Origin of the sequence: Anatilimnocola aggregata, assembly GCF_007747655.1 — a bacterium.
Lineage (GTDB): Bacteria > Planctomycetota > Planctomycetia > Pirellulales > Pirellulaceae > Anatilimnocola > Anatilimnocola aggregata.
The window spans coordinates 4,032,331-4,055,989 of the sequence record NZ_CP036274.1 but is presented as its reverse complement, the minus strand read 5'-3'; the positions used below and the strand labels follow the sequence as shown (position 1 = coordinate 4,055,989).

General features: G+C 57.4%; 22 protein-coding genes. 11 read left to right on the top strand and 11 right to left on the bottom strand.

The window, feature by feature from the left end; genetic code table 11:
- Position 1 precedes the first annotated feature (1 nt).
- Positions 2 to 3,700: an outer membrane protein assembly factor BamB family protein gene (locus ETAA8_RS15370; protein WP_202921855.1), complete on the bottom strand. Its 3,699-nt coding sequence runs from the start codon at positions 3,698 to 3,700 to the stop codon at positions 2 to 4.
- A gap of 428 nt (positions 3,701 to 4,128) precedes the next feature.
- Positions 4,129 to 5,292, bottom strand: a complete 1,164-nt coding sequence (metK, locus tag ETAA8_RS15365) for a methionine adenosyltransferase (protein WP_145089848.1) — start codon at positions 5,290 to 5,292, stop codon at positions 4,129 to 4,131.
- Between the two features lie 267 nt (positions 5,293 to 5,559).
- Between metK and ETAA8_RS15360 the strand changes: the two genes are divergently transcribed.
- Complete coding sequence (locus ETAA8_RS15360) at positions 5,560 to 6,264, top strand: hypothetical protein (RefSeq protein ID WP_145089845.1); 705 nt, start codon at positions 5,560 to 5,562, stop codon at positions 6,262 to 6,264.
- A gap of 17 nt (positions 6,265 to 6,281) precedes the next feature.
- The gene (locus ETAA8_RS15355; protein ID WP_145089841.1) at positions 6,282 to 6,992 is read left to right on the top strand and encodes an SGNH/GDSL hydrolase family protein; all 711 of its coding nucleotides are present in this window, start codon (positions 6,282 to 6,284) and stop codon (positions 6,990 to 6,992) included.
- Positions 6,993 to 7,047: 55 nt separating this feature from the next.
- On the opposite strand, the gene ETAA8_RS15350 is transcribed toward ETAA8_RS15355, so the two are convergent.
- Entirely contained in the window at positions 7,048 to 7,512 is a 465-nt protein-coding gene (locus ETAA8_RS15350; RefSeq protein WP_145089838.1) for a hypothetical protein, read from the bottom strand.
- 309 nt (positions 7,513 to 7,821) lie between these two features.
- On the opposite strand from ETAA8_RS15350, the gene ETAA8_RS15345 reads away from it, so the two are divergent.
- The 5 genes from ETAA8_RS15345 to ETAA8_RS15325 all read left to right on the top strand — a co-directional run bounded on the left by ETAA8_RS15345 (position 7,822) and on the right by ETAA8_RS15325 (position 11,705).
- Positions 7,822 to 8,778 (top strand): sugar phosphate isomerase/epimerase family protein, encoded by a 957-nt coding sequence (locus ETAA8_RS15345; RefSeq protein WP_145089836.1) that lies wholly within the window; start codon positions 7,822 to 7,824, stop codon positions 8,776 to 8,778.
- 39 nt (positions 8,779 to 8,817) lie between these two features.
- A complete protein-coding gene (locus tag ETAA8_RS15340; protein ID WP_145089833.1) occupies positions 8,818 to 9,192 on the top strand; it encodes a CoA-binding protein in 375 nt (124 codons plus the stop codon).
- 12 nt (positions 9,193 to 9,204) lie between these two features.
- The gene (locus tag ETAA8_RS15335; protein ID WP_145089830.1) at positions 9,205 to 9,576 is read left to right on the top strand and encodes a cupin domain-containing protein; all 372 of its coding nucleotides are present in this window, start codon (positions 9,205 to 9,207) and stop codon (positions 9,574 to 9,576) included.
- A 30-nt stretch (positions 9,577 to 9,606) separates the two neighbouring features.
- The gene (locus ETAA8_RS15330; RefSeq protein ID WP_145089827.1) at positions 9,607 to 9,936 is read left to right on the top strand and encodes a cupin domain-containing protein; all 330 of its coding nucleotides are present in this window, start codon (positions 9,607 to 9,609) and stop codon (positions 9,934 to 9,936) included.
- Between the two features lie 131 nt (positions 9,937 to 10,067).
- Positions 10,068 to 11,705, top strand: coding sequence for an SHD1 domain-containing protein (locus tag ETAA8_RS15325; protein ID WP_145089824.1), 1,638 nt, complete (start codon positions 10,068 to 10,070; stop codon positions 11,703 to 11,705).
- A gap of 18 nt (positions 11,706 to 11,723) precedes the next feature.
- Here the strand turns inward: ETAA8_RS15325 and ETAA8_RS15320 are convergent, their stop codons facing one another.
- From ETAA8_RS15320 to map, 4 genes are all read right to left on the bottom strand, one after another.
- Complete coding sequence (locus ETAA8_RS15320; protein ID WP_145089821.1) at positions 11,724 to 12,749, bottom strand: sugar phosphate isomerase/epimerase family protein; 1,026 nt, start codon at positions 12,747 to 12,749, stop codon at positions 11,724 to 11,726.
- Between the two features lie 69 nt (positions 12,750 to 12,818).
- Positions 12,819 to 13,562: a glucosamine-6-phosphate deaminase gene (locus ETAA8_RS15315; RefSeq protein ID WP_145089817.1), complete on the bottom strand. Its 744-nt coding sequence runs from the start codon at positions 13,560 to 13,562 to the stop codon at positions 12,819 to 12,821.
- Between the two features lie 84 nt (positions 13,563 to 13,646).
- Positions 13,647 to 15,155, bottom strand: a complete 1,509-nt coding sequence (locus ETAA8_RS15310) for a M81 family metallopeptidase (RefSeq protein WP_145089814.1) — start codon at positions 15,153 to 15,155, stop codon at positions 13,647 to 13,649.
- Positions 15,156 to 15,416: 261 nt separating this feature from the next.
- On the bottom strand, positions 15,417 to 16,235 hold the full coding sequence (gene map, locus ETAA8_RS15305) for a type I methionyl aminopeptidase (protein WP_238397776.1): 819 nt from the start codon (positions 16,233 to 16,235) through the stop codon (positions 15,417 to 15,419).
- 418 nt (positions 16,236 to 16,653) lie between these two features.
- Between map and ETAA8_RS15300 the strand changes: the two genes are divergently transcribed.
- The 3 genes from ETAA8_RS15300 to ETAA8_RS15290 all read left to right on the top strand — a co-directional run bounded on the left by ETAA8_RS15300 (position 16,654) and on the right by ETAA8_RS15290 (position 19,372).
- Entirely contained in the window at positions 16,654 to 17,724 is a 1,071-nt protein-coding gene (locus tag ETAA8_RS15300) for an App1 family protein (RefSeq protein WP_145089812.1), read from the top strand.
- 222 nt (positions 17,725 to 17,946) lie between these two features.
- Positions 17,947 to 18,810, top strand: a complete 864-nt coding sequence (locus ETAA8_RS15295; protein ID WP_145089809.1) for a hypothetical protein — start codon at positions 17,947 to 17,949, stop codon at positions 18,808 to 18,810.
- A 244-nt stretch (positions 18,811 to 19,054) separates the two neighbouring features.
- A complete protein-coding gene (locus ETAA8_RS15290; RefSeq protein WP_145089806.1) occupies positions 19,055 to 19,372 on the top strand; it encodes a hypothetical protein in 318 nt (105 codons plus the stop codon).
- A gap of 135 nt (positions 19,373 to 19,507) precedes the next feature.
- Here the strand turns inward: ETAA8_RS15290 and ETAA8_RS15285 are convergent, their stop codons facing one another.
- Complete coding sequence (locus ETAA8_RS15285) at positions 19,508 to 20,818, bottom strand: serine/threonine-protein kinase (protein ID WP_145089804.1); 1,311 nt, start codon at positions 20,816 to 20,818, stop codon at positions 19,508 to 19,510.
- On the bottom strand, positions 20,815 to 21,426 hold the full coding sequence (locus ETAA8_RS15280; protein ID WP_145089800.1) for an RNA polymerase sigma factor: 612 nt from the start codon (positions 21,424 to 21,426) through the stop codon (positions 20,815 to 20,817). Before ETAA8_RS15280 ends, ETAA8_RS15285 begins: the two co-directional genes overlap by 4 nt.
- A 132-nt stretch (positions 21,427 to 21,558) precedes the next feature.
- Between ETAA8_RS15280 and ETAA8_RS15275 the strand changes: the two genes are divergently transcribed.
- Positions 21,559 to 21,837 (top strand): ferredoxin family protein, encoded by a 279-nt coding sequence (locus tag ETAA8_RS15275; RefSeq protein WP_145089797.1) that lies wholly within the window; start codon positions 21,559 to 21,561, stop codon positions 21,835 to 21,837.
- Here ETAA8_RS15275 and ETAA8_RS15270 read toward each other — a convergent pair.
- Together ETAA8_RS15270 and ETAA8_RS15265 are read right to left on the bottom strand one after the other, a co-directional pair.
- Positions 21,789 to 22,151 carry a hypothetical protein gene (locus ETAA8_RS15270; protein WP_145089794.1) on the bottom strand — a complete coding sequence of 121 codons (363 nt, stop codon included), beginning with the start codon at positions 22,149 to 22,151 and terminating at the stop codon, positions 21,789 to 21,791. The genes ETAA8_RS15275 and ETAA8_RS15270 overlap by 49 nt on opposite strands.
- A gap of 327 nt (positions 22,152 to 22,478) precedes the next feature.
- On the bottom strand, positions 22,479 to 23,645 hold the full coding sequence (locus ETAA8_RS15265) for a DUF1570 domain-containing protein (RefSeq protein WP_145089791.1): 1,167 nt from the start codon (positions 23,643 to 23,645) through the stop codon (positions 22,479 to 22,481).
- Positions 23,646 to 23,659 lie beyond the last annotated feature (14 nt).

Genomic DNA, 23,659 nt, shown 5'->3' with positions numbered 1-23,659 from the left:
TTTAGTCTTCCGCCTGAATCTCAATCCCGCTGAGCAGAGTTGGCCACTTCGACGCCGAATGGGGAGTCAACTCGATGAGCAAATCGTCACCAACTCGCACGCCTTTCACTTCTTTCACCACCGACCGATTCTTACCTTCAGCATCGCGCACAACGTCGACCGAAGCAATCGCTTCTTTCCCTTGCATACTCACACTGAAGGCGCGCTCGCCCGGTAGTACTTCGTTCAGTTCGGCAAAGTGGAGCCGCACGGTGTAAATCCGTGGACTCTTGGCCGATGTTCCCAGCTTCACTTTCACCGAGGTCAACCCTTCAACACCGGAAGCGACCACCCAGTTCAGTCCCTGGCCTTCAATTTGCGAACTATGCCGCCGGTACCACTCCACCTTGGCAGGCTTGATCGAAATATCGAGCGCCGGCGATGATCCGCCAATGCTGGGATATTCCAGCCATAGCGTGCCATCCTCTGCTTTGCGATCACCTGGCGCACCGAAATTGATGCCCACACGCCGCACAGGCTGTTTCGGTGTCTGTGAGCCAAACGACGTCCAAACTTCTGCATCATCGACCGGAACGAGAGCAATGGAAGTTTGATTCTGATAACTGCAGACGCAGGTGCGGGTGTAGTCGGGGGCTGTCAGAATTCCTCCCGCCACCACCAGGTTATTGGTGCAGCTGGACCGAAAGCCACCAAAGTTTCCCGTGCCGCTATCGTTACATAAGTCGAAATAGCCGGCAGCTCCCGAACGAAAGGTGAGCAAGTTCTCTGAAGCCATTGGCGTATTGCAGCCGTAGTTGCGCGACCAGGTCCATTCCACCGATTCACCACTCAAGGGATGCTCGCGCATTTTCATATCCCCGGTCAGCAAGCTGCAGGCTTTGCCGGCCATTAAGATAGTTTCGTGATGGATCATGGCAGGACCACTGTACGACTTATTCGTCCAGACAGTTTGGCCACTTTTGCCGCGATAAACTCGCATTCCTTTCGGCTCGTCACTCAGCGTATCGCTGGCCGTCCGCCCCGCTTCGACGAGCATATCGTGTTCGGTCGAATAGCTAAGCCAGGTGCCGAACACATCATTTTCAGAGGTCCACAATTCGGTGCCGGTTTGCAGATCGAGGACGATAATTCTCGGTGCATGCGGTGGATTCTCCCCGCGTCGTTTGAGTTTATTGACCTGTGGACCGGACAGGCGGTCGATGCAGTACAGCCTGCCACCACCAATACAGATGCCGTTGTGCCGAAAGCCACTCCGAGCTTCCACACTCCAGAGCTCTTTGCCCGTCTTCCGATTCATAACCACGAGGCGGTTGCTGGCTGAGTAGTTGTCGTTGTCTTTGGCAGAACGACTGACCGTGTCGGAATCCTTGCTTGTCGTTTTGCTCGCGGTCTCCGGCTTCTTTACGAGACTCGGATCGTAAACCGGATCAGCGCCCCCAATCAGATAATCCTCGTACACATTCAGATAGCCCCATAGGGGAGCGCGCTTGGTCTTGGGCGAGAGTGGCAATTGAAACTTGTCGATTGTCTTGCCTGTAGCCGGATCAAGCTTCAGGCAAGCATCGCGATAGGCCACATAAACGCCTTCAGGCGTGGCAATGTAGTTGGTACCGCTGGCATTCGCGCCAGGTTGATGAGCTGTGTTGTTGTACAATGCTCCAATCCCTGGCAGCGATGCATTCCAGAGAATGCGCCCCGTGTAAATGTCCATTGCCCGGAGCATATCGACACCCTCAATGAACAGGCGTCCGTCGACCACCTGCGGCTGCGGACCATGTCCGTGCCGTGGCAGAATTCCGTCGTTCGTGGAACCGCCAAACCAGAGTAGACCGAGGGGGGCCTTCACTCGCTTGTCTTTCGAGACGCGTGAGTTCGCCGCGTCGGCATGTTCGTGCGTCCAGTTGGCACTCTCAGGCAGCGCACCGGCGCGCGTGATACGGAGCCAATCGCTGACAACTTCCACTTCGGCACCGGGGAGTTGCGCTTCCTTGACCAAATTCTCGCAAGCCGTCTGTTCGGCTGCCGACATGGACAAAGACGCGATGCCACCGTATGGCCGGAGCACGTTGAAAGTCTTTTCAACAAACGCAGCTTGTTCTTCTTTGGTGAATTGCGGCAAAGATTCGGCGACGACCAAACTGGCGAAGTAAGGTGGGAGGGAAGCGTCACGTGGATCCGCAACGATGACGGAAAGGCGATCGCCGGGAACACCAAGCGAGCGCAGTTCTTGCCGGAACTTGTGGGCCTTGGCCACATCAGCTTCCAGGACAATCACGCGTAATGAACTCTGCCGCACGACTTCCTTGATGAGTTCGCCGGAACCAACTCCCCAGGCTAGCGCGTAACCTTCGGTAGTTTCCGCCGATTTGAGCAGTTCTGCAGCCTTGGATTCTGCTTCCGCATCACTCACTGACCGCTGCGATTCGAGAGCAAAATGACGAGTAGGCGCACCTTCACTCGTTGGCTCAGCAAAACAGGCAATTTGCCCCTCACGCGTAACGAAAAATAGCCGATCGTCAGCAGCTATTAAGCCAGCGATCGTTCCCTTGACTTCTGCTTGCCAGACGATCGCTACCTCTTCTTCGTCCGCGCGCGGTAAAGAGCAGGCAATTACCTGACCTTCGCCGCCACCATAAAGCCGCGAGCCGGCTTTGATCATGGCGGTGAACCTGGGCGAGTCGACTTCAGAGGCCTTACGCATGGTCCATTTCGCGGTCTTCGCCTTGACTCCCTTGCGATCAACCGTATCGACCATTTCTACTTTCGAACTGCTAACGTCGTGAACCTTGAGGCTCGAACCTGCTGATTCAAACAGTTGTCCAGCGGCGAAGGCGAATGGCTCGCTGATCGCGCCAAGATACTTCTCCGTCTTCAGGTCGAAAGCTGCGCCGCCATTCAGCAGCAGTTGATCGACGGCGGCGACCATCGAGCCACCTCCGCGTTTGCCGTTCTCGCCCAACTGATAGTATTGAAACTCTCCCGTCGTCCGGTTGTAGCAGGCGGGAACCGATCGGCCACCGGGAATGAGCAACTGGTTGCCAATCGCCACCAGCGGGCCTTGCGGCGCGACGCCGGCAAACGAGTCGGTATTGTGGGGCTGCTTGATGTACATCGAGCCATCGCCGTCGGCGGTCCAAACGGCAGTACCGTTAGTGGCGTCCACTGCATGGACGAAGATTCCCATGAAGGGCCAGATACCGGCCGCGAAATAAATCTTGCCGTCGGCCAAGACTGGCGCACCGCGTGCGGGCCACGTCGATATGAGTCGCTCATTGCCCAGCACCTTGCGATCGGACGGGCCGCCGCGAAAGCGCCATTGCAAATCGCCATTTTCGGCAGTCAAGCAATAGAGGTAGCCATCGTCGGCGGCAAAATAGACTTTGTCCTGCCACGCCAGCGGTGCGAACCGAATCGGAGCATCTGCGAAGAATCGCCAAACTTCCGCGCCCGTCCGCGTGTCGTAAGCAGTCAGGCTGTCATCAAAAGAAGAGCCCACAATGAAACGTTGGCCGACGACAATCGGCTCATACGCCGCGTCCAATTGCATCTTCACTTGATCTGGCCAGGCCGGACGGAGCACCGGCAGGTCGCGCGACCAAGCCAATGTCAATTTCGCTGGCAATTCGTGCGGAGTAGCGGCGCTCCGCTGCGCATCATAGCGCCACTGCGGCCAATCCTCAGCAGGCAACTGCAGCCCCATGAGGTTTACTAGAACAACCGCTGCTACAAATCGAGGCAGAAGGTAAAGCATTCAAGTGCCTGGAAAATGACGGACGGAGAGAGGGGCGAGATACACCGGCGGAAGATGCCATTTTGGACGTCCCGCTGGGCAATGTCTACCGAGAAATTGAGGCCGCACGGGAAGACCACAAATGGAAGCTTACAGACTCCGTCCGAATCGCGAGATCAACTCGTGAATAGAACGCTAGACAATGCTCGACGTAGCGTGCCGATGTGGCGTTCATCAGTCTCGTAAAACAGTTCGTGACCCAAAAGGCCACCAGTTGCATACACACGCCGATGTGGGCTAAAGCCCACACTACATGAAAAAGGGCAGAGATTACTCTCTGCCCTTTCGCGTTTTCTGTATTTCCCTAGGCCCTAATCTCTAGTTCCTAGCCCCTTGCTCTACCGGGCAGCTACGGCAACGCCAGCGGCTTCGGCCAACTTGTCGGCCATGTCGGTCTTTTCCCAGCTGAAGCTGGCTTCGTCGCGGCCGAAGTGACCACCGGCGGCCGTCTTTTGATAGATCGGGCGGCGGAGGTCGAGGTGGGCGATGATGCCCTTGGGCGTGAGCGGGAAGAACTTGCGGATGAGCTTGCAAATCTTCTCGTCGTCAACGCGGCCCGTACCTTGCGTATCGACATGCACGCTGACCGGGTCTGCGACGCCGATGGCGTAAGCCAGTTGAACTTCGCAGCGGTCGGCCAGGCCGGCAGCGACGATGTTCTTGGCCACGTAACGGGCCATGTAAGCAGCCGAACGATCGACCTTGGTTGGATCCTTACCGCTGAACGCACCACCACCGTGGCGACCCCATCCGCCGTAGGTGTCGACGATGATCTTGCGACCGGTCAGACCGCAGTCACCGTGCGGGCCACCAACTTCAAAACGGCCGGTCGGGTTGATGTAGAACTTGATATCGCCTTGGTTCAGTTCGGCGGGGAGTTCTGGAAGGATTACTTGTTCCTTCACGAACTTTTCGATTTCCGCATTGCTGACTTCGGGCGTGTGCTGCGTCGAGACCACGACGGCGTCGATGCGAACGGCCTTGTCGCCGTCGAATTCAACGGTTACTTGGCTCTTGCTGTCCGGACGAAGCCAATTCACTTCCTTCTTGAAGCGGGCTTCGGTCAGGCGGTTGATGATGCGGTGCGACAGGGCGATCGGCAGCGGCATCAGTTCGGGCGTGTCGTTGCAGGCATAGCCGAACATCAGGCCTTGGTCGCCAGCGCCGTCGCGATCAACGCCCATGGCGATATCGGGGCTTTGGCTGTGCAGGGCGACGTGAACCTTGCAGGTATCGGCACTGAAGCCGATCTTGTCGTCGGTGTAACCGACTTCGCGAATGACCTTGCGGGCCACTTGTTCGAAATCGACCTTGGCCTTGGTCGTGATCTCGCCAGCGAGGCAGCAGAAATCGGTGGTGACCAGGGTTTCGCAAGCAACGCGGCTGGCCGGATCCTGGGCGAAGATAGCATCCAGAATGCCGTCCGAAATTTGGTCGGCCAACTTATCCGGATGGCCCATGCTGACAGATTCGCTCGTGAAAAAATATTTGCCCGATGCCACTGCTTGCGCTCCTGACGATACCGGCGTAGAGGGGGCACTGACCTCGCCCCTGATTCACAAGGAATCAGCAGGTCCACAAGGTTGGCCCGTAAGTTCGGTGATTATAGACCCTGCCGGCAATGTTTCACAACGGCTAACCAAAGTGCAGGCAGAGAATACGCGGCCGGTTTCCAGCCGTTGATTCTTCCCCCGATTTGGCAAAGAATGAGCAGGTCCGCAGGCCGGTGCCGGTCGTTGCGGCATTTTCTGCCCCCTCGCATGTGATCTATGGCCACTGGTTCCGCACCGAAGACCGTCCGCAAGGGGAAGCCAACCCCCATCTGGATGAAAATCCTGTTGGGTACCCTGGGGCTGTTCGCGCTCGGGCTGACTGCCACCGTGGTCGTCTGGATGTTCGGCTCCGTGTATGGCACCGAGATTTGTGCCGAATCGTTGGAGCGCCGGTCATACTTCTTTTTGGAAATCCCACTAATCAGGCTGCAGGTGCGCGGCATCGAATATTCGCCGATCACCAACGATCTGGCTGGTCACCTGGCCACAAGCAAGTTGGTGAGCGTACCGGCGGCAAACAAGAAGACTTGGCATTCAATTACTTCTGGGCGAGGCGTGCTCGGCCTGCGAACCGGTGACCCCGAAATCTTGGTGCGCTATCTGGAAGCCAAGGACGCTAACTCCGAACTCGCCTGGCTCGCCTGGACGAAGGACAATCCCAAACTGGCTGCGCCCATTTGGAAAGGTGTAACCGACCTGGCGCTCGCGGGCGAATACACCACCATTCCCGATGTGCTGGAGCTGACCCAAAGTGCCACCGATGTTGACAAGACCACTGCTGCGGTGGGCAAAGTTGTGAGCAGCGTGATTAAAAAGGCTGCTCCGAAACCAGGTAAGTCTGCCGAGCCAAAAGCTGACGAGAAAAAGCAGCCCGCCGAGTCTGCCAAAATAACTGAAGAAGATAAACCTACGAAGAAGTAACACCCAGGACTCACTCCATGCCCCTCTCCCGTTCACGCGGTCACCTACCCACCTTTCTTTGCTCATTGACCATTGCGCTCGTTGGCCTGTGGAGTCGACCGGCAATCACCTCGGCCCAAGCGCCAGCGCTGCCGAAAGTGCTGATCATTGGCGACTCCATCTCGCTCGGTTACACCGAGCCGGTGAAGGCACTGCTAAAGGAGCGAGCTGACGTTCGTCGCCCCAAAGAAAACTGCCAGCACTCAGCCAACGGCGTAAAAAAGATCGATGCCTGGCTGGGGCAGGAAAAGTGGGACGTCATCCATTTTAACTTTGGCATTTGGGACACGCATATGCTGGATGCAACCGGCGCGCTCGTTCGCGACGAAACGGGCAAGACAGGCCTGCGTCTGCGTCATACGCCGGAGCAGTACCGCGAGAATCTCGCCGCCATCCTCAAAAAGATGCAGGCCACGAAGGCGACCATTGTTTTTGCCAATACGACCCCCATCATGCGCTACAAGGGAAGTCGCTACGAAGATCTCACCAAGCTGAATACTGTCGCTGCCGAGCTGATGAAATCGAACGACGTTGCCGTGAACGATCTGCACTCGCTGGTGCTGCCGAATGCCCAAGAATGGCAAACGGCCGACAAGGTACACTTCAATAAACTGGGGAACGAGCATCTGGCCAAACAAGTGGCCGATAGCATTAGTGCCGCGCTCGAACGGCGTGAAAAAGCAAAGTAATTCCGGAGGGTGTCAGCGGCAATTGACTCATGACACCCTCGAATGTTGCGACAGCTTACTGAAAGCTGCGGCTTAACTTGCTGCTAAGCGATTCTGGTTCGCCCACACGTCGCTCGGACGAGCGAACTGGAAACTCCGCCGAGATCGACTGGATGTCGCTGGGCGTTCCTTCGCTCGTCATCGTTTCAGCTGGCACCACCTCTTCGGTGAACGGCTTGATCGCCGGAAAACGCCAGGCACTGTGATAGTCCGTCATCCGCACGGCCTTGTACATCCCTGGCCAATGGTAGGTGTACAGCGGCGGCACGGGGTAGTTGTAGCTACCGTTGCAGCCGCAATTAAAGAATCGGTCCATACCTTCCAGGTGTCTGTGGTGGTGATGCAACCGGCAACCGTGCGCGTCGCCGCAGTGGCCCGAACCGCCACCGCAAGTTTGACAGCCGTCTTGGGCTGTCGCGGATCCAATCGAAAGAACAACCGTCGCAACCAGGGCGACGGCGAACGTCAAATGTGCGCGCATGATGCGATCCTCCGCGGGGGGAATCAGAGCCAGCAGCAACAGGAATTGCCGCGGTTGAGGTGGGAGACTATCAGGTGGGCGTCGCGGCAAACCAGGCGCAAGCCAAATTCGCAAGCGGACGTACTTTGTTCATCGGCGCAGCGAGCCGGCAAATGTTCGCCTGAATTGGCGAAAGCGCTGATCTTTCCGAACCTGCGAATTTTACCAGAGTTGTCGCTGGCGCTGCTGGCGCGGATCGCAGCCGATTGCAATGCCCGCAGACCTTGCCCAGAATAGCGAACCCGACCATTCCTCTCGTGAGCAACTCCCATGACTTCCTTCGAATTACCCCGGCGAGCCTGGCTGCAAACGATGGGCTGCGTTGCCGCTGGTGCGGCCACCAGCAGTGTTATCGCTCCGGTGGCTGCGATTGCCGATGCACCAAAAGTGCCGAAGTCGCTGCGCTACTGCTTGAATATGAGCACCGTGCGCGGGCAAAACCTCAGCGTGCCCGAGCAAGTCGATCTGGCCGCCAAAGCTGGCTACGATTCGATTGAGCCCTGGATCAGGGAAATCCGAGCGTACGAAATGAACGGCGGCAGCATCAAAGATCTGGCCAAGCGAATTGCCGATCATGGTCTGAAGGTCGATAGCGCCATCGGTTTTGCCGAGTGGATCGTCGATAACGACGAGCAGCGCGCGAAAGGCCTGGAAGTCGCCAAGGCCGATATGGCGCTAATCAAGTCGCTTGGCGGCACGCACATCGCCGCCCCGCCTGCCGGTGCAACGAAGCAGACCGATCTCAACCTCTTTAAAGCAGCCGAGCGCTACAGCCAGTTGCTCGACCTGGGCGTTTCGATGGAAGTGATTCCGCAAATCGAAGTCTGGGGCTTCTCAACCACGCTGAGCAAATTGGGCGAGACCATGCTGGTCGCTGTGGAGAGCAAGAACGCAGCGGCTTGCATCCTGCCCGATGTCTATCACCTGCATAAGGGTGGCAGTGAATTCCACGGTTTGTCATTGGTCGCGGGCAACGCGATTCATTGCTTTCACATGAATGATTATCCGGCCGATCCCCCGCGGGCAACCATCGCGGACAAAGACCGGGTCTTTCCGGGGGATGGTGTCGCGCCCCTCACTTCGATTCTGAAAACACTCTTTGCTAACGGCTTCACCGGCACGTTGTCGCTGGAACTATTCAACCCTGAGTACTGGAAGCAAGACGCGCTCGTCGTCGCGAAGACCGGCCTCGAAAAAATGAAAGCTGCCGTCGCGAAGTGCGCCTGATCCATCCATTGATTCAAAACTTTAGCAAGGACTAGCAGCATGCCCACCGTCGCCATCCTCGGTGCCAGTACCGATCGCAGTAAATTCGGCAACAAGTCCGTGCGTGCCCACGCTGCCAAGGGATACACCGTGTATCCCATCAATCCCAAGGCCGATGAAGTGGAAGGCGTGAAGGCTTACCCCTCGCTAGCCGAGACTCCCGCCGGCACGCTGAACCGCGTGAGCGTTTATTTGCCACCGGCAGTCGGCATTAAAGTGCTGCCCGAAATCGCTGCCCGCGGATGCGAAGAGCTTTGGCTGAACCCCGGCACCGAGAGCGATGAACTGATTGCCGAAGCCGAACGTCTGGGACTGAACGTGATTCAAGCCTGCAGCATTGTCGACGTGGGAATGTCGCCCCGCGAACTTCCCTAACGAGGCTGGCACATGGACGTTCTCAATATTGCCGATGCTCCTGCCTTCACCACGAAAGACGGTTCGGAGATTCGCGAACTGCTAGCCCATCGCAATTCGGCCATTCGGAATCAAAGTCTGGCCGAAGCTCGCGTAGCACCCGGCCAAACCACGCAGCCTCACTATCACCCGCGCTCGGAGGAGATTTATTACATCCTGCACGGACAGGGCGAAATGCGAGTGGGGAATGAGCGCCGACAAGTTGGTCCCGGAGACGCGATTGCGATTCCTCCTGGCGCTCCGCACCAAATCACCAACAGCGGTACGAAGAGTCTTCTCTTTCTCTGCTGCTGTGCGCCCGCTTATGAGCACGAAGACACCGTGCTCCTCGACGCGATGCCTTAGAAACGATTACCTCTCTCGCACGGACCCTCTATGAGCAAGTATTTCGTCACCAAGTCTGAGTGCTCGCGGCATCAGATTTTTCCCGGCGTATACATCAACACGTGTGCGGGGGAAAAGACCATGATTTCTATCGTGGAACTCGAACCTCGCTCCGAAGTATTGCCCCATCAGCACCCGCACGAACAGATGGGCATGCTCATCAGCGGCGAGTTGACCTTCACCATCGGCGACGAAAAACGGACCATTCAAGCGGGAGAAATGTGGCGCATTCCCGGCGGCGTGGTGCATGGCTGCGTCGCTGGCGACTCGCCTGCGGTTGCCATCGATGTCTTCAATCCGATTCGCGAAGACTATCGGTAACCTTGGGGAAAATTCGTACCACGGCGTTTGCCCCCCCAACTGGCCGCCAACTGCTGGAAAATTGTCTGCTTTTCAGCGATCATCGAAAGCTGAGCCTGGCTGACTACGAAATTCTATTGCGAGGTGTACTCATGCCCGCTGCTGCGCACTTGAGATTGCGTTCGTCCATCGTCTTGGCAGTGATGCTGTTCGTATTGACGGCGCCTCTTATTGCCGAAGATCGCATCGTCGGGCGCGATGACTTGCCGCGCGAAAAGCCCGCCAGCATTGAACGCCCTCCAAAAGGAGGCATGGTATTTATCTACAGAGATGGAACTCGTCTCTGGTTGCCGCCGAAAGATTATGTTCCGCCCGCTAACAACGATCAGCAGCAACCCGTTGGGCAACCGTCCAATGACCGTCCGCCTGTAAACCGCCCTGCGACCAATGAGCCCCCCGCAGTCGCACCGCAGGGTGGAGTTGCCGCAGCGGATGCCGCACCCGCAGGTTCTCCCAAGCCTCGCAAGGTCTTGGAATGGCGGAGCGAATTGATTCGCTCCTTAGCCTTCACCAGCGATGGCAAACATCTCGTCGTCTCTCCCAAAGACAACGACTGCTGGGTGTTCGATGCCGCGACTGGCGAAAAGCTGCCGATCGATCTGAAAGGGATGCGCGGTCCCACGCAATTTCTGACCGCGGGACCCAAGCCAGGAACCATCTATTGCATTGAAAAGATTGTTAATCGGCTGGTCGATGTCAAAACGGGCAAGGACCTGGGATACGACGGCATTGGGGTCGATCTTCACCCCACGGGTGGCCTGACGACGAGTAAAAAGTGGCTCGTCCTGGGTGGAGTCGCCGGCAACGTTGCTGCTCTTTCTCCCGAACTGAACTCAACAGGCGGAAAATCAGCTGGTTTTGCGAACAACGATCCTCCACCCCCGGATGTTAAGAGTTGGCGTACCAGCGCGGTTGCCTGGTCTGCCGATGACAAGTTCGCCGCTGGTGCCCGACCTGACGGCCGCATGTTCCTCTGGACAATCAAGCCCGACTGGAGCGAGGGGAACGAAGTTTCGGTCGCAGCGCATGGAACGCAAGTCGACTCACTCGCGTTCACGTCCGCGGGATTGTGGTCGCTCGGACTCGACGGCCAACTGAAACTGTGGAGCGTGCCGGACGGGAAAGAAATCTCAACGCACTCGTTCGGCGGTGAACTCGACCGAGGCTGGTTGCTATGCGACGGCCAGGTCGCTGCCATCACACGCAAGCCCGCGGTGGGCGAACTCGAGCTCCATCGCTTGCCGCTAAAAGTGGGTGACAAGCCGGAACTCATCACGAAGATTCCCATCGTAGGCTTATTCGATGGATTTCCGACCGTGCATCGCGAGTTCACCATTCCGCACATTGCCCTGTCGTCCGACTTTCAACAACTGGCTCTGGCAGCCAAGTCGGGCTCGAACGATCTCGCGATCAATCAAGTTGCCATTTACGACGTTTCAACGCACCTGCCAAAGCCGGATAAGTCGGCTGCGGTTGCTGCAACCGAAAATGACCCGCGTGTTACTGGCAGTACGAATGCTGGTGCCACCAAGACTACTCCTCTCCCCAAGGTCGAGCGCGAGTTTCGCACCTGGACCACCGCCGACGGCAAGTTTTCCGTCGAAGCGCAGTTTGTCTCCATGGGCGCGGGAGTCGTTCGCTTGAAACGCAAGGACACGGGGAAAATCATCTCCGTGCCCGTTGACTTACTTAACGCCGAAAGTCAGGCAGCAGCGAAGGCACCTAAGTAACTTCGCTAATCGATCGACTTAAAACCCGCGCGCACTGCAGACATCGTCGAAGTCGCGCAGGTGGTAATCGATGCCGACATAGTCGAGCACTTTGCACAGGCCCCGCAGTGCGACGCCGAGACCATCCGGGCCGCTGAAGCCGCCGAACTGGCCGCCACCCTTGAGGTGCGGTTCCAGGTCGAGAATCACCCCCGGGATGCCGCGCTTGGTGAGCTTCTTTTCGACGGCGGGAATCAGTTCCTTGAAGTCTCGCAGGATCGCTTCGTGCGCACTATCGCCCAGGTTCGCGGGGACGAAGTGCTTGAGCGCCTCTTCGTCGACATGCGTCGTCCGCTGCATCCGCTGCGGGTGACGATAGTCCTTGATGTGCATCCAGCCGATTCCCTTCTTCATCTTTTCGTACTGGTCGAAGGTCTCAGTCGGGCTGAAGCCCTGGGTCGAGATATTTGCACCGTCGAAGATCAGCACCATGGCGGGATGATCGACCTGGCGATGAATTTCTCCCAGCAGGTCGCCGGTTTGGCCGACAAGATTGGCTTCGACTTCCAGCCCGAAGGTCAAATCGCTGCGATGGCACAGTTCGGCAATTTGTCCCAGTTGATCGATGGCCTGCGGCAGATGATCGGCCGGGTTCGATCCCTTGGGATGATAAAACGAAAAACCGCGAATGAGCTTGGTCTCGAAGGCGTGCGCCAATTCACAGGCCTTCTTCACGTCTTCGTTCAAGTACTTGTCGAAGGGGACAAAGCGATTCTTGGTGCCATCTTCTTGATCGAGGAGTTTGACCTTGCCGATCGGTGAGCCGAGCGTGGCGACGTTCAGCCCATACTCATCTTCCAAGTGACGAATCTTCGTAATCTCGGCGGTCGTCAACTGCATCACATTCTTAATGCCATTGCCGGCGTCGATGAAGCGAATCGAGTAGTACTGCAACCCGATGGCGGCGAAGGCAGCGAACTGTTGTTCGGCCGTCTTTTGATTGGCCGCTTCGTCGCCAAAGCCGGAGAGGATGACGGTGGGACGCTCGGAAACTTGTTCGGACATGAGAACCTCAAAGTGCGGAAATCAGATATTTGAATGCGGAGTGAGAAGACCAGTGCGGGAGAGTCCGCATTATTTTTTGAGCAGGTGCGAAGCGGCCGGTGGATCGAGATAGATTGTCGCCCGCGGATGTTGCTGCAAGACCGAAGCGGGCACTTGCGGCGAAATGTTCCCTTCGATAGCCGCCTTCACGGCAGCCGCTTTGCGTTCGTCGGGCACGCTACAGACAATCACGTTGGACTTCAGGATCTGGCGAATCGACATCGAAATCGCCTCCTTGGGCACGTCTTCGAGCGTGGGGAACCAGCCTTCGCCAAACTGCTGGCGGCGGCAAGCTTCGTCGAGGGAAACGACAAGGTAGGGCTCTTCAGTAACAAAATCGGCCGGTGGATCGTTGAAGGCCAGATGCGCGTTTTCGCCGATGCCGATGAAGGCGACATCAATCGGGTGCTGTTTGATCAACTCGCCCAAGCGGCGACATTCGGCCGCCGGGTCGCGCTCGGCATCGATATAGTGAAACGCCTTAGGCGCGCGGGGCAGGATGTCGACCAGCCGTTCTTTCAGATAGCGGCGAAACGAAGCGGCGTGCGAGATCGGCATGCCCACGTATTCGTCGAGGTGAAAGAAGATCACTTTCGACCAGTCGATCTGCGGCGACTGTACCAGGGCTGACAACATTTCAAATTGCGACGCGCCGGTGGCGACAATGACATGCGCCACGCCCCGGTCGGCAATCGCCACTTGAATCTGCTCGGCACCTGCAGTTGCCGCTCGTTGACCTAGCTCAATTTTGTTTGGACAAATTTCGACATTCATCGCCTGACCTCATGATGTGGGGAGCCAACCAGCATCGTGCGCGTCGCTCGCGGATGCAAGGGGCGGAGAGTGACATTCGCCGGGCTACTTGGCCGGCTTGAGCAAAGCGCTCGGCTGCCAATCGAATTCGTCCCAGGGCCACAGGGGCCGCTGAATGTTCGCGAAGGGAAACTCCCAAAAATTCGCAGGGGCGCAGCCCGGCGAGCGAACGTTGAAAATCCGCTGTGCGACTGCTTTATAAGCAGCGCGAAAGCCGCAGGGGCTCTTCGCCACGAGCAACTGCGCCGTGAACGGTTCGATTCCAGCCGCGCGAAATAATTCCGGCGCGAAATGCGGCCCGCTACGACTGGTGACAATGAGGTTCACATTGCCGCTGGTCAGCCGCACACTCTGCCCCATATCGATGGCCAGGTTACTCCCCAAGTGACCGGAAAGGGTAAACGCTGTGGGAAAGAACTTCTCGACCTTCATTCGCGCGGTGAAGTGCTCGACAAAATCAGTGGGTGGCTCCGTGCCAAAAGTGAACTCGCATTCGTTCCCCAGCCCTACTTCCAACGCTTGAGCCACAATGTGCGGCGCGAACATGGCCAGGCAGACCGGGCGAGGCCACTGGTGTTTGAACACTTCAGCCAGGAACGCGGTGCCGTTGCCAATTGAACCTGAAGTGGTGGCATCAGCGCTATCGCTGAGCACCGTCAGCCCGTCGCTCTCGTGCGCAATTTGCACTGCTGTGGCCAACTCGGTTAGCTGGGGCAGATATTGCTGCCGCGCTTGCCACAAGTCGCCGGCCAACTCATTGCAGATGTTCTGCGCGAGCGTTATATCGCCATCCGTCACCACCACCACTGCCGAAGCGAGATGAGGTACATCCATCCAAGGTTGCACCGTCGCCACACCAGCCGTCAGCACTCCCGGTTGTGCTTCCCAGTGCTGCAAGCGAGCTTTGCGAATGGCGGCGACATTGCCGGGTTCTTCGGAGTTGGCCACTTCGGCGGGCAGCACCGCAGGAACTGCCTGCCAGGCGACGACTGGCCTGACCCCTTCGTACAGGATGCGCCGCAAGACTTCCGCGCCGCGATTGCCGGTTTCGACCACGTCGACATGCGGGATGGTGTGAAACAGCACGAGTGCATCGGCAGCAGCGATCATCTTGGGCGTGACATACGCGTGCAGATCAAGCGTGGCGACCAGCGGAATATCTGGCCCAATCAGTTCGCGCACCGCGGCGAGCAGATCTCCTTCGACATCGGGATGGTCGTGCCCCGCGAGCGAGCCATGCAGCGCGAGGAGGACCGCATCGACCTTCCCTGCTGCCCGCAAACTGCTGAGCACTTCAGCTTGCAGCCAGTCAAAAGTTGCAGCCGTGATTAAGCCTGCGGGCCAGGCGGGCAAACGCACGAGCCCGATCAACTCTGGCGGTTCGCTCCAGACGCGCATGCTTTGCATCATGCCCCCCAATTCGTTCGTCCGGCTCATCTTTTCGAGCAGGTCTGCTCCACGCAGCACGCCGAAGGTCTCGAAGTTTTCTCGCGTAGTCGCTAATGGATTGAGAGTGTTGGTCTCTTGCCAGATCTGACCGAGGGCAATGCGCATGGTGAACTCTTGAGAAGGAAGGACGAAGGTAGCCTACTCGGGAGGGCAACAACGCAGGCGGAAGGGTGCAAAGTTACCTGGACGCGAGTCTGAATACAATCGCTTGCCTGTTGCGCGCGAAAAGAGCGCCAAACTCGTTGCCCACGCAGCTGGGTGGTTATTCAACCCCCGATCCAAAAGAGTTGGATGACAAGACCCAAGCAACGACGTGCGGCGGCACGATCCAAGCACTGGCAGAATGCCAGTGGCACGTGGGTAGTACTAGAACTTATGTCCGCGGTGGGGACCGTTGGGCGGAACAGTGAGGGGCTCGGGGCCAGACTCGGTCATGAGGATGGTGTGCTCGAACTGGGCGCTCAGGCCCCCGTCTTTGGTGCGCACTGTCCAGCCGTCGCGTTTGCTCAGGAGCGTGTCGCGCGTGCCGGTGTTAATCATCGGCTCGATGGTGAAGCAGATGCCCGGTTCGAGGCGTTGGCGGCGAGCTTCGGGCGATGAGGTCGGGTCGTGGGGAATTGTGGGGGGCTGATGGAACTGTCGACCGACGCCGTGCCCCACGTACTCCTGCACCACCGAAAAGCTGTGGCGGCGAGCATTCCGAACGATCGCTTCGCCGATCTCCGAGACACGCGAGCCGGGCTTGATGGCGTCGATAGCGGCCCAGAGGCAATCGAACGAACACTGCGTGACCTTGCGGGCGAGGTCACTGACGGGCTCGACGAGAAAAGTCTCGGAAGAGTCGCCGTGCCAGCCGTTGACGATGGTCGTCATATCGACATTGACGATGTCCCCCGCGCGCAGAGCATATTCGCCGGGGATACCGTGGCAAATGACATCGTTCACGCTTGTGCAGCAGCTCTTGGGATAGGGCCCATGCTGGCCGGCATAGCCGAGCGTGGCTGGCGTGTGGCCATGGTCAAGCGTGTAAGTGTGGATCAGCGTATCGATCGCACCGGTCGTCACCCCCGGTTTGATGAAGGCGCGGACTTCGTCCATCAGCCGAGCGTTGAATTGACCGGCATGACGCATCGCCTGGCGTTCGGCTTCGTCGAGTTTCAGGCGACGCTTGCGGTTATAAAGCATGGGTAAAAATAGATGGTCGGAAGGAGTGCGGCGGATCAGAATTAGTTATCGGAGTAATCATACCCGTCTCGTCTGCTGCAACCAACCGCGGGCGCACGATTTTGGGCGACCAAAAACCTCCAACGGACAGGACCAATTCGCACGGGAACGACTGGGTAAGAATTGCAATCTGGAGCGAGCCACGGCATTTTCCACAATGCGGCTAACCGTTCGCGCCGGCAGCACCCTCCCCGAACTGCAATTCGAAGCCTGTTTTTCAAAGTCGGCGGAATCAGGCCGACGGAGCCAGCATTCGCTGAGCGCAGTGCATAAAGAAGAGTGATGTTGCGAGAAGTCGCTCCAATCTTGACATGGCTGGCCGGTGGCGTTCTAGTCAAGGCAGTCTAGGGAGGGTGTTTTAGAGGACGGATATGTAGTGGTGCTATCACGCGTGTTGCCACGGCGAACTGACTCGCTGACGAATCTGCAGGCCGACGAACAAGTCGTACTGTTTCCCACCATCGGCTATCGCAGTGCCGATGGGCGGGGCTGGCACGTGCAAGTGCATGGCGACGTCTTCTCGCAGGGGCCAATCGGGCTGGGCAAACGTTTTCTGCTCAAGCTGTTGCAGCGTTTGATAAAAGCACCCGCCGATGCGTTTCAGTCGGAATTGTTCCGCTATCGCGTCCAGCGATTCTTGGCCAAGGATGAGGCCGGCAAACAGATGGCGGTCAAGCTGGGCGAGAACATTTATGTGCTCCCCAAACGGTCGCGCAAGAACGGTCATTTTCTCGGCACGCTGCGGCTTGATGAACAACACCTGCTGCCGCTGGTGATGGCGGCTTCGCCCACGCAGTTGCAGCTAGCACTCGACGTTTGCAATGCACAGGGAGACGGCCTGGGACTACACGGGCAGGTTCACTTGATCGAGCCCGAAGGGGTGTCGGTGATTTCGGACATCGATGATACGCTCAAACATTCGAACGTAATCTGTCGCCGCACACTACTCACCAACACGTTCCTGAAAGAGTTCGAGCCGATTGTCGGCATGGCTCAGCTGTTTCAAGCCTGGGAAGCGCAGGGGGCGGCGTTTCACTACGTGTCGTCGTGCCCTTGGCAGTTGTATCAACACTTGCAGGCCCTGTTCGGAGCTTCGGGCTTTCCGGGCGGTTCGTTTCACTTGCGGGCGTTCCGGTTGCGCGATCATCTGTTGCGCAAGCTGCTGCTGATGCGACGGTCGGGCAAGGCGGTGGTGATTCATTCGCTGCTGAAGCTGTTCCCCAAGCGACGATTCATCCTCGTTGGGGATAACGTCGAAGCCGATCCGGAAATCTACGGCGCTGCCGCGCGGCACTTTCCAGATCAAGTGCAGCAGATTTACATTCGCTCGCTCTCGGTCCCGCGACATGATCCGGCCCGCTATGCAGCTGCCTTTCGCGGCCTGCGCCCCGGCATGGTGCGGATGTTCACCTCCGCTAGCGACATTGCCCACGAATTGCCGCCGCGCTAGTCGTTGCCGCTTCGTCAGGCATGGTTTGCTTAGTGCCTTAGCATCTCTTTTGCCGTCTTCTAAGGCCGAAGATTACAAATCGCCTTGCCCGTTTGCTCTAACGTCAAACGCGGCAATGTCTTGCTCGCTTCGCGCAGTTGCTGCTAGCGTCGTTCATGAATCTTGGCCCGCCATTTGATTACGAGGGGTTGTCTTCAACTCCAGCTGGCGGGAAACAGCGACGTGAACTTTCTGATTTTGTGCTTGGCTCTGGCCGTTGATGGAACCCCGTCACTCACCGCTTCAACGACCGTTCCCTCTACGATTACGGGGACCGCACACCACGCCACTTCGGCCAATTTTGAAGTGATCGGTGCTTCGGCTACCGTGGAAGCAACTCAGGTTGCCGCGCTCTGCGAACAGTGGCGGGCCAAGCTGCAGAGCTATTGGTTGCAAGAGCCGACGCCCCATTGGAATCCTCGCTGCAAGGTCATCTTGCATAGCACCCGCAGTAGCTACTTGAGTGCTGTTGGCCGCGGCGGCGAACAGACCCGGGGCTCTAGCTGGATTGAATTCAAAGCCGAGCAAGTTTCGCGGCGGCAGATTGATTTGCTCGGTGTCGATGATTTGGGCCTCACCGCGCTGCCCCACGAAATGACTCACGTTATCTTTGCGGACTTATTCAAGGGTCGACAACCGCCACGCTGGGCCGATGAAGGTGCGGCGATGCTGGCCGATACGCACGAGAAGCAACAGTTGCATCAGCGCGATTTGGAGGCGTCGGTCGCGCGGCGAATCGGCTTCCGTGTGGGCGAGTTATTCGCCGCCGAGCACTATCCGCAGCCACATCGCGTGCCCGGCTTCTATGGCCAAAGCGTATCGGTGACGGCATTTCTCGCTCGCCGGGACGATCCGGCCAAGTTTGTCACCTTCATTCGCCTGGCCCTCGATCATGGCCACGATCGGGCACTGCGCGATGTCTACGGCCTCGACGGAACAGCTGAACTGGAGCAAGAATGGCTCGCGCATCGGTACGGCGGTCGTGGTTATCACGGTTTGCGACTGACGCTCGATCGTCGTGTGTCGAAAACAGGCGTGACGGAATAGCGTCATGCACGAAGGCAGTAATTCTTCCCGTCGGCAATCGTTCTTGCTGCTTCGTTAACTTGCGCAGCACTCGTTGACATCTTTGTAATCTCTCGCTTGTTGTCTTTTCGCAGCCTGCGCGCATGATTCATAAGAGTCGTGCATCGAGGTTTGACCTGCCGATGGCTGCTCGACACTTGCGGCCTGTTCGAGCGGGAAAAAGCCTGATGTGTTTTGCATCACGGTCCGTTTTGTGAGGTGCTGTATGAAGACTTTTTCGATCTTGGGACTTGCCGCTTGTGCTGCTTTGGCCTTCGCCCCAATGAGCGATGCTCAAGCGGGCGGTCGACGCTGCTGCTGTGGAAACACCGTTTATGCTGCACCGGCTGCTGCCTCTCCCGCAGCCGCTGCAACGTCGGCTCCCGCGGCAACTGTTGCCCAAAATCAAGGCTATCGCTCTTTCTCTTATCAACCCGGCGCAGCTGCCCCGGCGAACTACTACAACCGTGGTTCGTCGTATCGTCGCAGCAACCAACCCATGTGGATGAACGGCGGTAACAAGTCGCTGGGCCGCTACAACTAAGCGTCTGCTAGCCGACATGGCTGAGGTGACACCTCAGGGGCCGGAGTTTTCAGACCGGGCAAGCATCGCTACGACTAACTCGCTTGCCCGCGATGAGAATCTCCGGCCTTTAGCTCAAAGGGTGGCGCCAAACTCTTAGCTCAGGCTTTGGACAATTGATCGTAGTCTCGAAGCAAGTTCGCTCATGGATTGCAGCCGTCGCTCAGGCGACTTGATTAAGCATTCAGAAAGCGCATTGCGTAAATCAGAACTGAACGAAACCTGGTTGTCATCAAGCGCTACTATCTGTCGACCACTGACTGCATCTGCAAAGACTTCAGCTGCCGTACTGCCGTCATGCACTGAGTGCCCTGTCAGTAATAGGTAAAGTGTGGCGGCGAGACCAAAGACATCGGTCGCTGGACCAATGTTTCCCCAGCAGTTGTCGACCTGCTCGGGCGCAATACAAATCGGTGTACCCTCGCCCAGCGCGAGAACTTCGTTCGCCTGCGACAGCTCCCTAGCGAGCCCAAAGTCCGTCAGCACCGTCCTGCCGTTTCCATCTTGCAAGATATTGGCCGGCTTGAGATCGCAATGAATGACACCTTGCGCATGGGCAGTCGCCATCGCTTCGGCGGCCTGCACAATCGCAGATAGCAGCTCACGAAACCCGGTCGGATTGCTCTGCGTTATCGGCTGCAGCGGCAATCCTTGGATGTAGTCCATGGCTATGAAGTAACTGCCAGCCGGAGTGCGTCCCAAGCCATGAATCGACACAATACCAGGATGCCGTAGGCCCCCCGCGATGCGAGCTTCCTGCAGGAACCGTTCGACTGCTAACGAATTGTGCAGATAGGCTTTCCGCAGGAACTTAAGGGCCACCGTTCGTTGCAAGCTCCGTTGCTGGGCAATATAGACGCGGCCGATCGATCCTGCGCCCAAGAATCGCTGGACGAGATAGTCGGCCGAGGAAAGGGGCGCGCGTGGATCAAAGGGGATTGGTTGCCGTGCAACTGCGGGCGAATGCAAGCCCTTGTTAGTTGAGAAGTCGGGGCCGAATTCACGTGTGAGTTGTTGGCTAACGACAGCAGCCGCCTCGTGGATGGCCAGCCGATGCTGTGAAAACTGATCGGCAAACGCTTGAATCGTTGGACGATCACCCCAGCGGACTCGCGCCCGAAACTCTTCTGCGGTTAGCGGTATGAAGAACTTCGTCGCAGCGAGTTCGGGAAATTCCTTTACCAAACCGCTCGCCGATATCCGAGTCACCACGGAAGAGGTCGAATTTGCTCGCCAACTATATTCCAGTTCTAACAAGCACAGTTCGAAGAGGAGTTCAGTTTGCTCCGCTGCGGATAAATGCAGTGACGTCGAGTCCTGCTGCCAGTACGTCACGAGTGACATCGGCTGCGAGCATCGCAATTCCGCTTCGCGCGCCGCGATGATTTGGTCGGCCTGTTGTGTCATTGTGGATGCTCGGCTGACGAAGCCGAAGATTTCAACAAGCTGCCAGCGCGCTCCATCCAACGACGTACCGTTCGTTCGCTGCAGCCAACCTGCTCTGCGATCTCGTCCTGGCGGTAACCTTGCAATCGCAGCTGCAGAATTTGACCGCCAATCTCCGGCAGCGCGGCCAGCAACCGTTCGAGTTCATCGATGGCCTGCGCGACTTCCGCCGGTGAAGGATCGCGAGCAATTGCAGGCAACCAACCGGCTGAAGCAGTCGTTCCGTCTTCGGCGGGAACTTCGCGTCGAACATCGCGGCGCTGAGCATGATGGCGCTCGGCCTGGTCGTAGACCTTAGCTAGGGTGATCTGCACCAGTAGCCGCCACAGATCACCGCTGCGCTGTAAATCGAAGTGCTGATGCCGCGCAGCCACAAAAAAGCTGCGATACGCCGAGAGAACGACATCTTCCGGATCGACTCGACTGGCTAAACGCCGAGAAAGACGAGAGCGCGCGAGTAACGTCAATCGCGCAACATAGCGTTTGAAGAGTGCTTGCTCCGCTGAGGAATCGCCAGCTTCGCATCGCTTGAGCAAGTGAGCGGATTCGAAGGGGAGGCTACCTGGCATGGCGTTCGATTGGTGGTTTTCAGAATTGTTGATAATTGCCGCCTCTGCCTGTCCGCTGTCTGGCTGTTTTCCGGATTAGCAAGATAGCGTCACTTTGCGAGCCGCAAATCCTCTCTCCTCGGAGACTATCTCATGGCCCACGTGGTTACCAGTCGGTGCTTCGGTTGCAAATATACCGATTGCGTCGTTGTCTGCCCTGTCGATTCGTTTCGCGAAGGAGAGCAGATGTTGTTTATCGATCCGGAGATCTGCATTTGTTGTGACCAGTGCGTGTCGGAGTGCCCCGTCGATGCCATTTTTGCCGAGGATGACGTGCCTGACGCCGAGCGGGAGTTCGTTCAGTTAAACGCCGAAATGGCGGTTCAATGTCCTGAAATCACACAGAAGAAGACGCCGCTGATTGAGCGATAGAACAACGTTTCGCCACGAGCAACCTTGGCTAGAGCCGTCACGAAGATATCGCCTTCATCTGCTTGACATTTGTTAACTAAGTTGATATAATTTGAGTAGCTGTTTTTGGCAAACTGGTAGCAAGATCGTGTCCGCGCGGCGGGAAGGCTGCGTGCCGTTGCGAGTAACCGTTTCTTGGCGTTGCTGGGAATTTCCAAATCGCCGCGGCAAGCATTCACGCCAGCGTGCTGATCGCGGTGAAGTGCCGTCGTAGTTGCCAGATCATTCGATTTACCGAATTCAATTTCGCAACCTGCGCCATCCCAACGAATCACGAGAGAAATCTGCTTCCGTGCCTCCCGTTCGCTTTCCTCGCTCGCGTTGCGGGTTTCCTGAGGAGGTGCCAATGTGAATGGCTACTCGATGCGAGCGGAGCGACGGACGTTTATCAACAAATAGGATGATTTCAGAGATGCCAAGTTGGCCGCAATTCGTTGTCGCAAAAGAGCTTAACTGCGATGCACGCAAAAGGGGGGTGTTGATAAACTGAACTACTAAACCCCGGAGCGCTGCACCGGCACTGGCTGCGAAGGTAGCACCTAGCGCAAACAGAATCAGGATCCAGATTCTACAGCAAACTTTGGGCACTGCCGCGTGAGAACTTACTGCACGCCGCGCATGTACTTGAGGAAGTCGCTTTCGAGTTCGTCGACGTTGCCACCAAAGAACTTGAGAAACTGCTCTTGGCGAACGGCTGGCTCTTGCATCACCAGCGGCGTTTGATCGGCGAGCGTCTTGAGGTACTTGGTGTACTGCTCACCTTGGGTGCGAATAAGAAAGTAGTTGAGTGCCCAGCCTTCGGCATACGCGTCTGCCATGGTTGCCGGATCGCGAAACCGCTTATCGTCGGACAGGAGTTGACCGAGAGAACCGGGTTGGCGGGTTCTTAAGTACTTGCGGAAGTTGATCAAGTTGTAGCGATTGACGGCACCGACGTTGCGCCAGCCTTTGCTATTGTCGAGATCGGGCGTTTCGAAAAACACGGCAAGCCCTTCGCTGACCCAGAAGGGCGTATCGGTGAACCGCTGCTGAAGCCCGCTGTTGAAGGCCAACTGGTGGGTTGCTTCGTGCACGATGGTCGCGACGTTTCGCTCGGCATTGGGCTGCGACAAGACCTGGCTGATTCGCGCGGCGGAGTTGCGATCGCCGGCAAAACGAAGGTCTTCGAGTCCGGTGAGGTCGTACATGGTGACGAGGTTGGTGTGCAAGCTGTAGTAGCCCATGATCGACTTTGTCGAGTCGCCCAGTTCGTTACGGGCAAACAATTCGTAGTTCGCGCGGGTATCGAAGACGATTGCGGCAAGTTGAAATTCGGGCTCTTTGAGCTCAGCCCCTTTGCGGGACCAATAGGCATAAAAGGCCGAGTAGAGTCGTTCGTACAGAGCACCGACCCACTGGGCATAACCAGGCGAAGTGTTGTAGCAAATCGAATAGTGCTTGGTCTGATGAATTTTGAAACCGACCGGCAACGAACCGAGTAATTGCCTCGTGAACTCGGGTCGCGCTTGGGGCTGAAAGAGCTTATCGTCAGAACGGCGGTTGGTGATTTCTTCCTTGGGAATGGGCCAGAGTTTGCCGTCGGGAGTGAGAAGCAGCAGGCCGCCGTCCTCAGCTTCGACCATGACCTTGCCCGTAAGCACTCGCTGTTTGCCGGCCTGGTTTAAGGTGACTTGCTCGACGGCACCGGCCAGCGAGCAAGTCAGCAGGGCGCAGAGCAATACAAAGCCGCGAAAGGGCATAGCGAAACGACCCTTGGTATGAATGGACATTGCCGAGTCCTGAC

Bases quoted from the DNA above. Each gene is read 5' to 3' on its own strand.
- ETAA8_RS15370 (WP_202921855.1), bottom strand. From the start codon at position 3,700: ATGGGGCTGCAGTTGCCTGCTGAGGATTGGCCGCAGTGGCGCTATGAT.
- ETAA8_RS15360 (WP_145089845.1), top strand. From the start codon at position 5,560: ATGGCCACTGGTTCCGCACCGAAGACCGTCCGCAAGGGGAAGCCAACC.
- ETAA8_RS15355 (WP_145089841.1), top strand. From the start codon at position 6,282: ATGCCCCTCTCCCGTTCACGCGGTCACCTACCCACCTTTCTTTGCTCA.
- ETAA8_RS15350 (WP_145089838.1), bottom strand. From the start codon at position 7,512: ATGCGCGCACATTTGACGTTCGCCGTCGCCCTGGTTGCGACGGTTGTT.
- ETAA8_RS15345 (WP_145089836.1), top strand. From the start codon at position 7,822: ATGACTTCCTTCGAATTACCCCGGCGAGCCTGGCTGCAAACGATGGGC.
- ETAA8_RS15340 (WP_145089833.1), top strand. From the start codon at position 8,818: ATGCCCACCGTCGCCATCCTCGGTGCCAGTACCGATCGCAGTAAATTC.
- ETAA8_RS15335 (WP_145089830.1), top strand. From the start codon at position 9,205: ATGGACGTTCTCAATATTGCCGATGCTCCTGCCTTCACCACGAAAGAC.
- ETAA8_RS15330 (WP_145089827.1), top strand. From the start codon at position 9,607: ATGAGCAAGTATTTCGTCACCAAGTCTGAGTGCTCGCGGCATCAGATT.
- ETAA8_RS15325 (WP_145089824.1), top strand. From the start codon at position 10,068: ATGCCCGCTGCTGCGCACTTGAGATTGCGTTCGTCCATCGTCTTGGCA.
- ETAA8_RS15320 (WP_145089821.1), bottom strand. From the start codon at position 12,749: ATGTCCGAACAAGTTTCCGAGCGTCCCACCGTCATCCTCTCCGGCTTT.
- ETAA8_RS15315 (WP_145089817.1), bottom strand. From the start codon at position 13,562: ATGAATGTCGAAATTTGTCCAAACAAAATTGAGCTAGGTCAACGAGCG.
- ETAA8_RS15310 (WP_145089814.1), bottom strand. From the start codon at position 15,155: ATGCGCATTGCCCTCGGTCAGATCTGGCAAGAGACCAACACTCTCAAT.
- map (WP_238397776.1), bottom strand. From the start codon at position 16,235: ATGCTTTATAACCGCAAGCGTCGCCTGAAACTCGACGAAGCCGAACGC.
- ETAA8_RS15290 (WP_145089806.1), top strand. From the start codon at position 19,055: ATGAAGACTTTTTCGATCTTGGGACTTGCCGCTTGTGCTGCTTTGGCC.
- ETAA8_RS15285 (WP_145089804.1), bottom strand. From the start codon at position 20,818: ATGACACAACAGGCCGACCAAATCATCGCGGCGCGCGAAGCGGAATTG.
- ETAA8_RS15280 (WP_145089800.1), bottom strand. From the start codon at position 21,426: ATGCCAGGTAGCCTCCCCTTCGAATCCGCTCACTTGCTCAAGCGATGC.
- ETAA8_RS15275 (WP_145089797.1), top strand. From the start codon at position 21,559: ATGGCCCACGTGGTTACCAGTCGGTGCTTCGGTTGCAAATATACCGAT.
- ETAA8_RS15265 (WP_145089791.1), bottom strand. From the start codon at position 23,645: ATGTCCATTCATACCAAGGGTCGTTTCGCTATGCCCTTTCGCGGCTTT.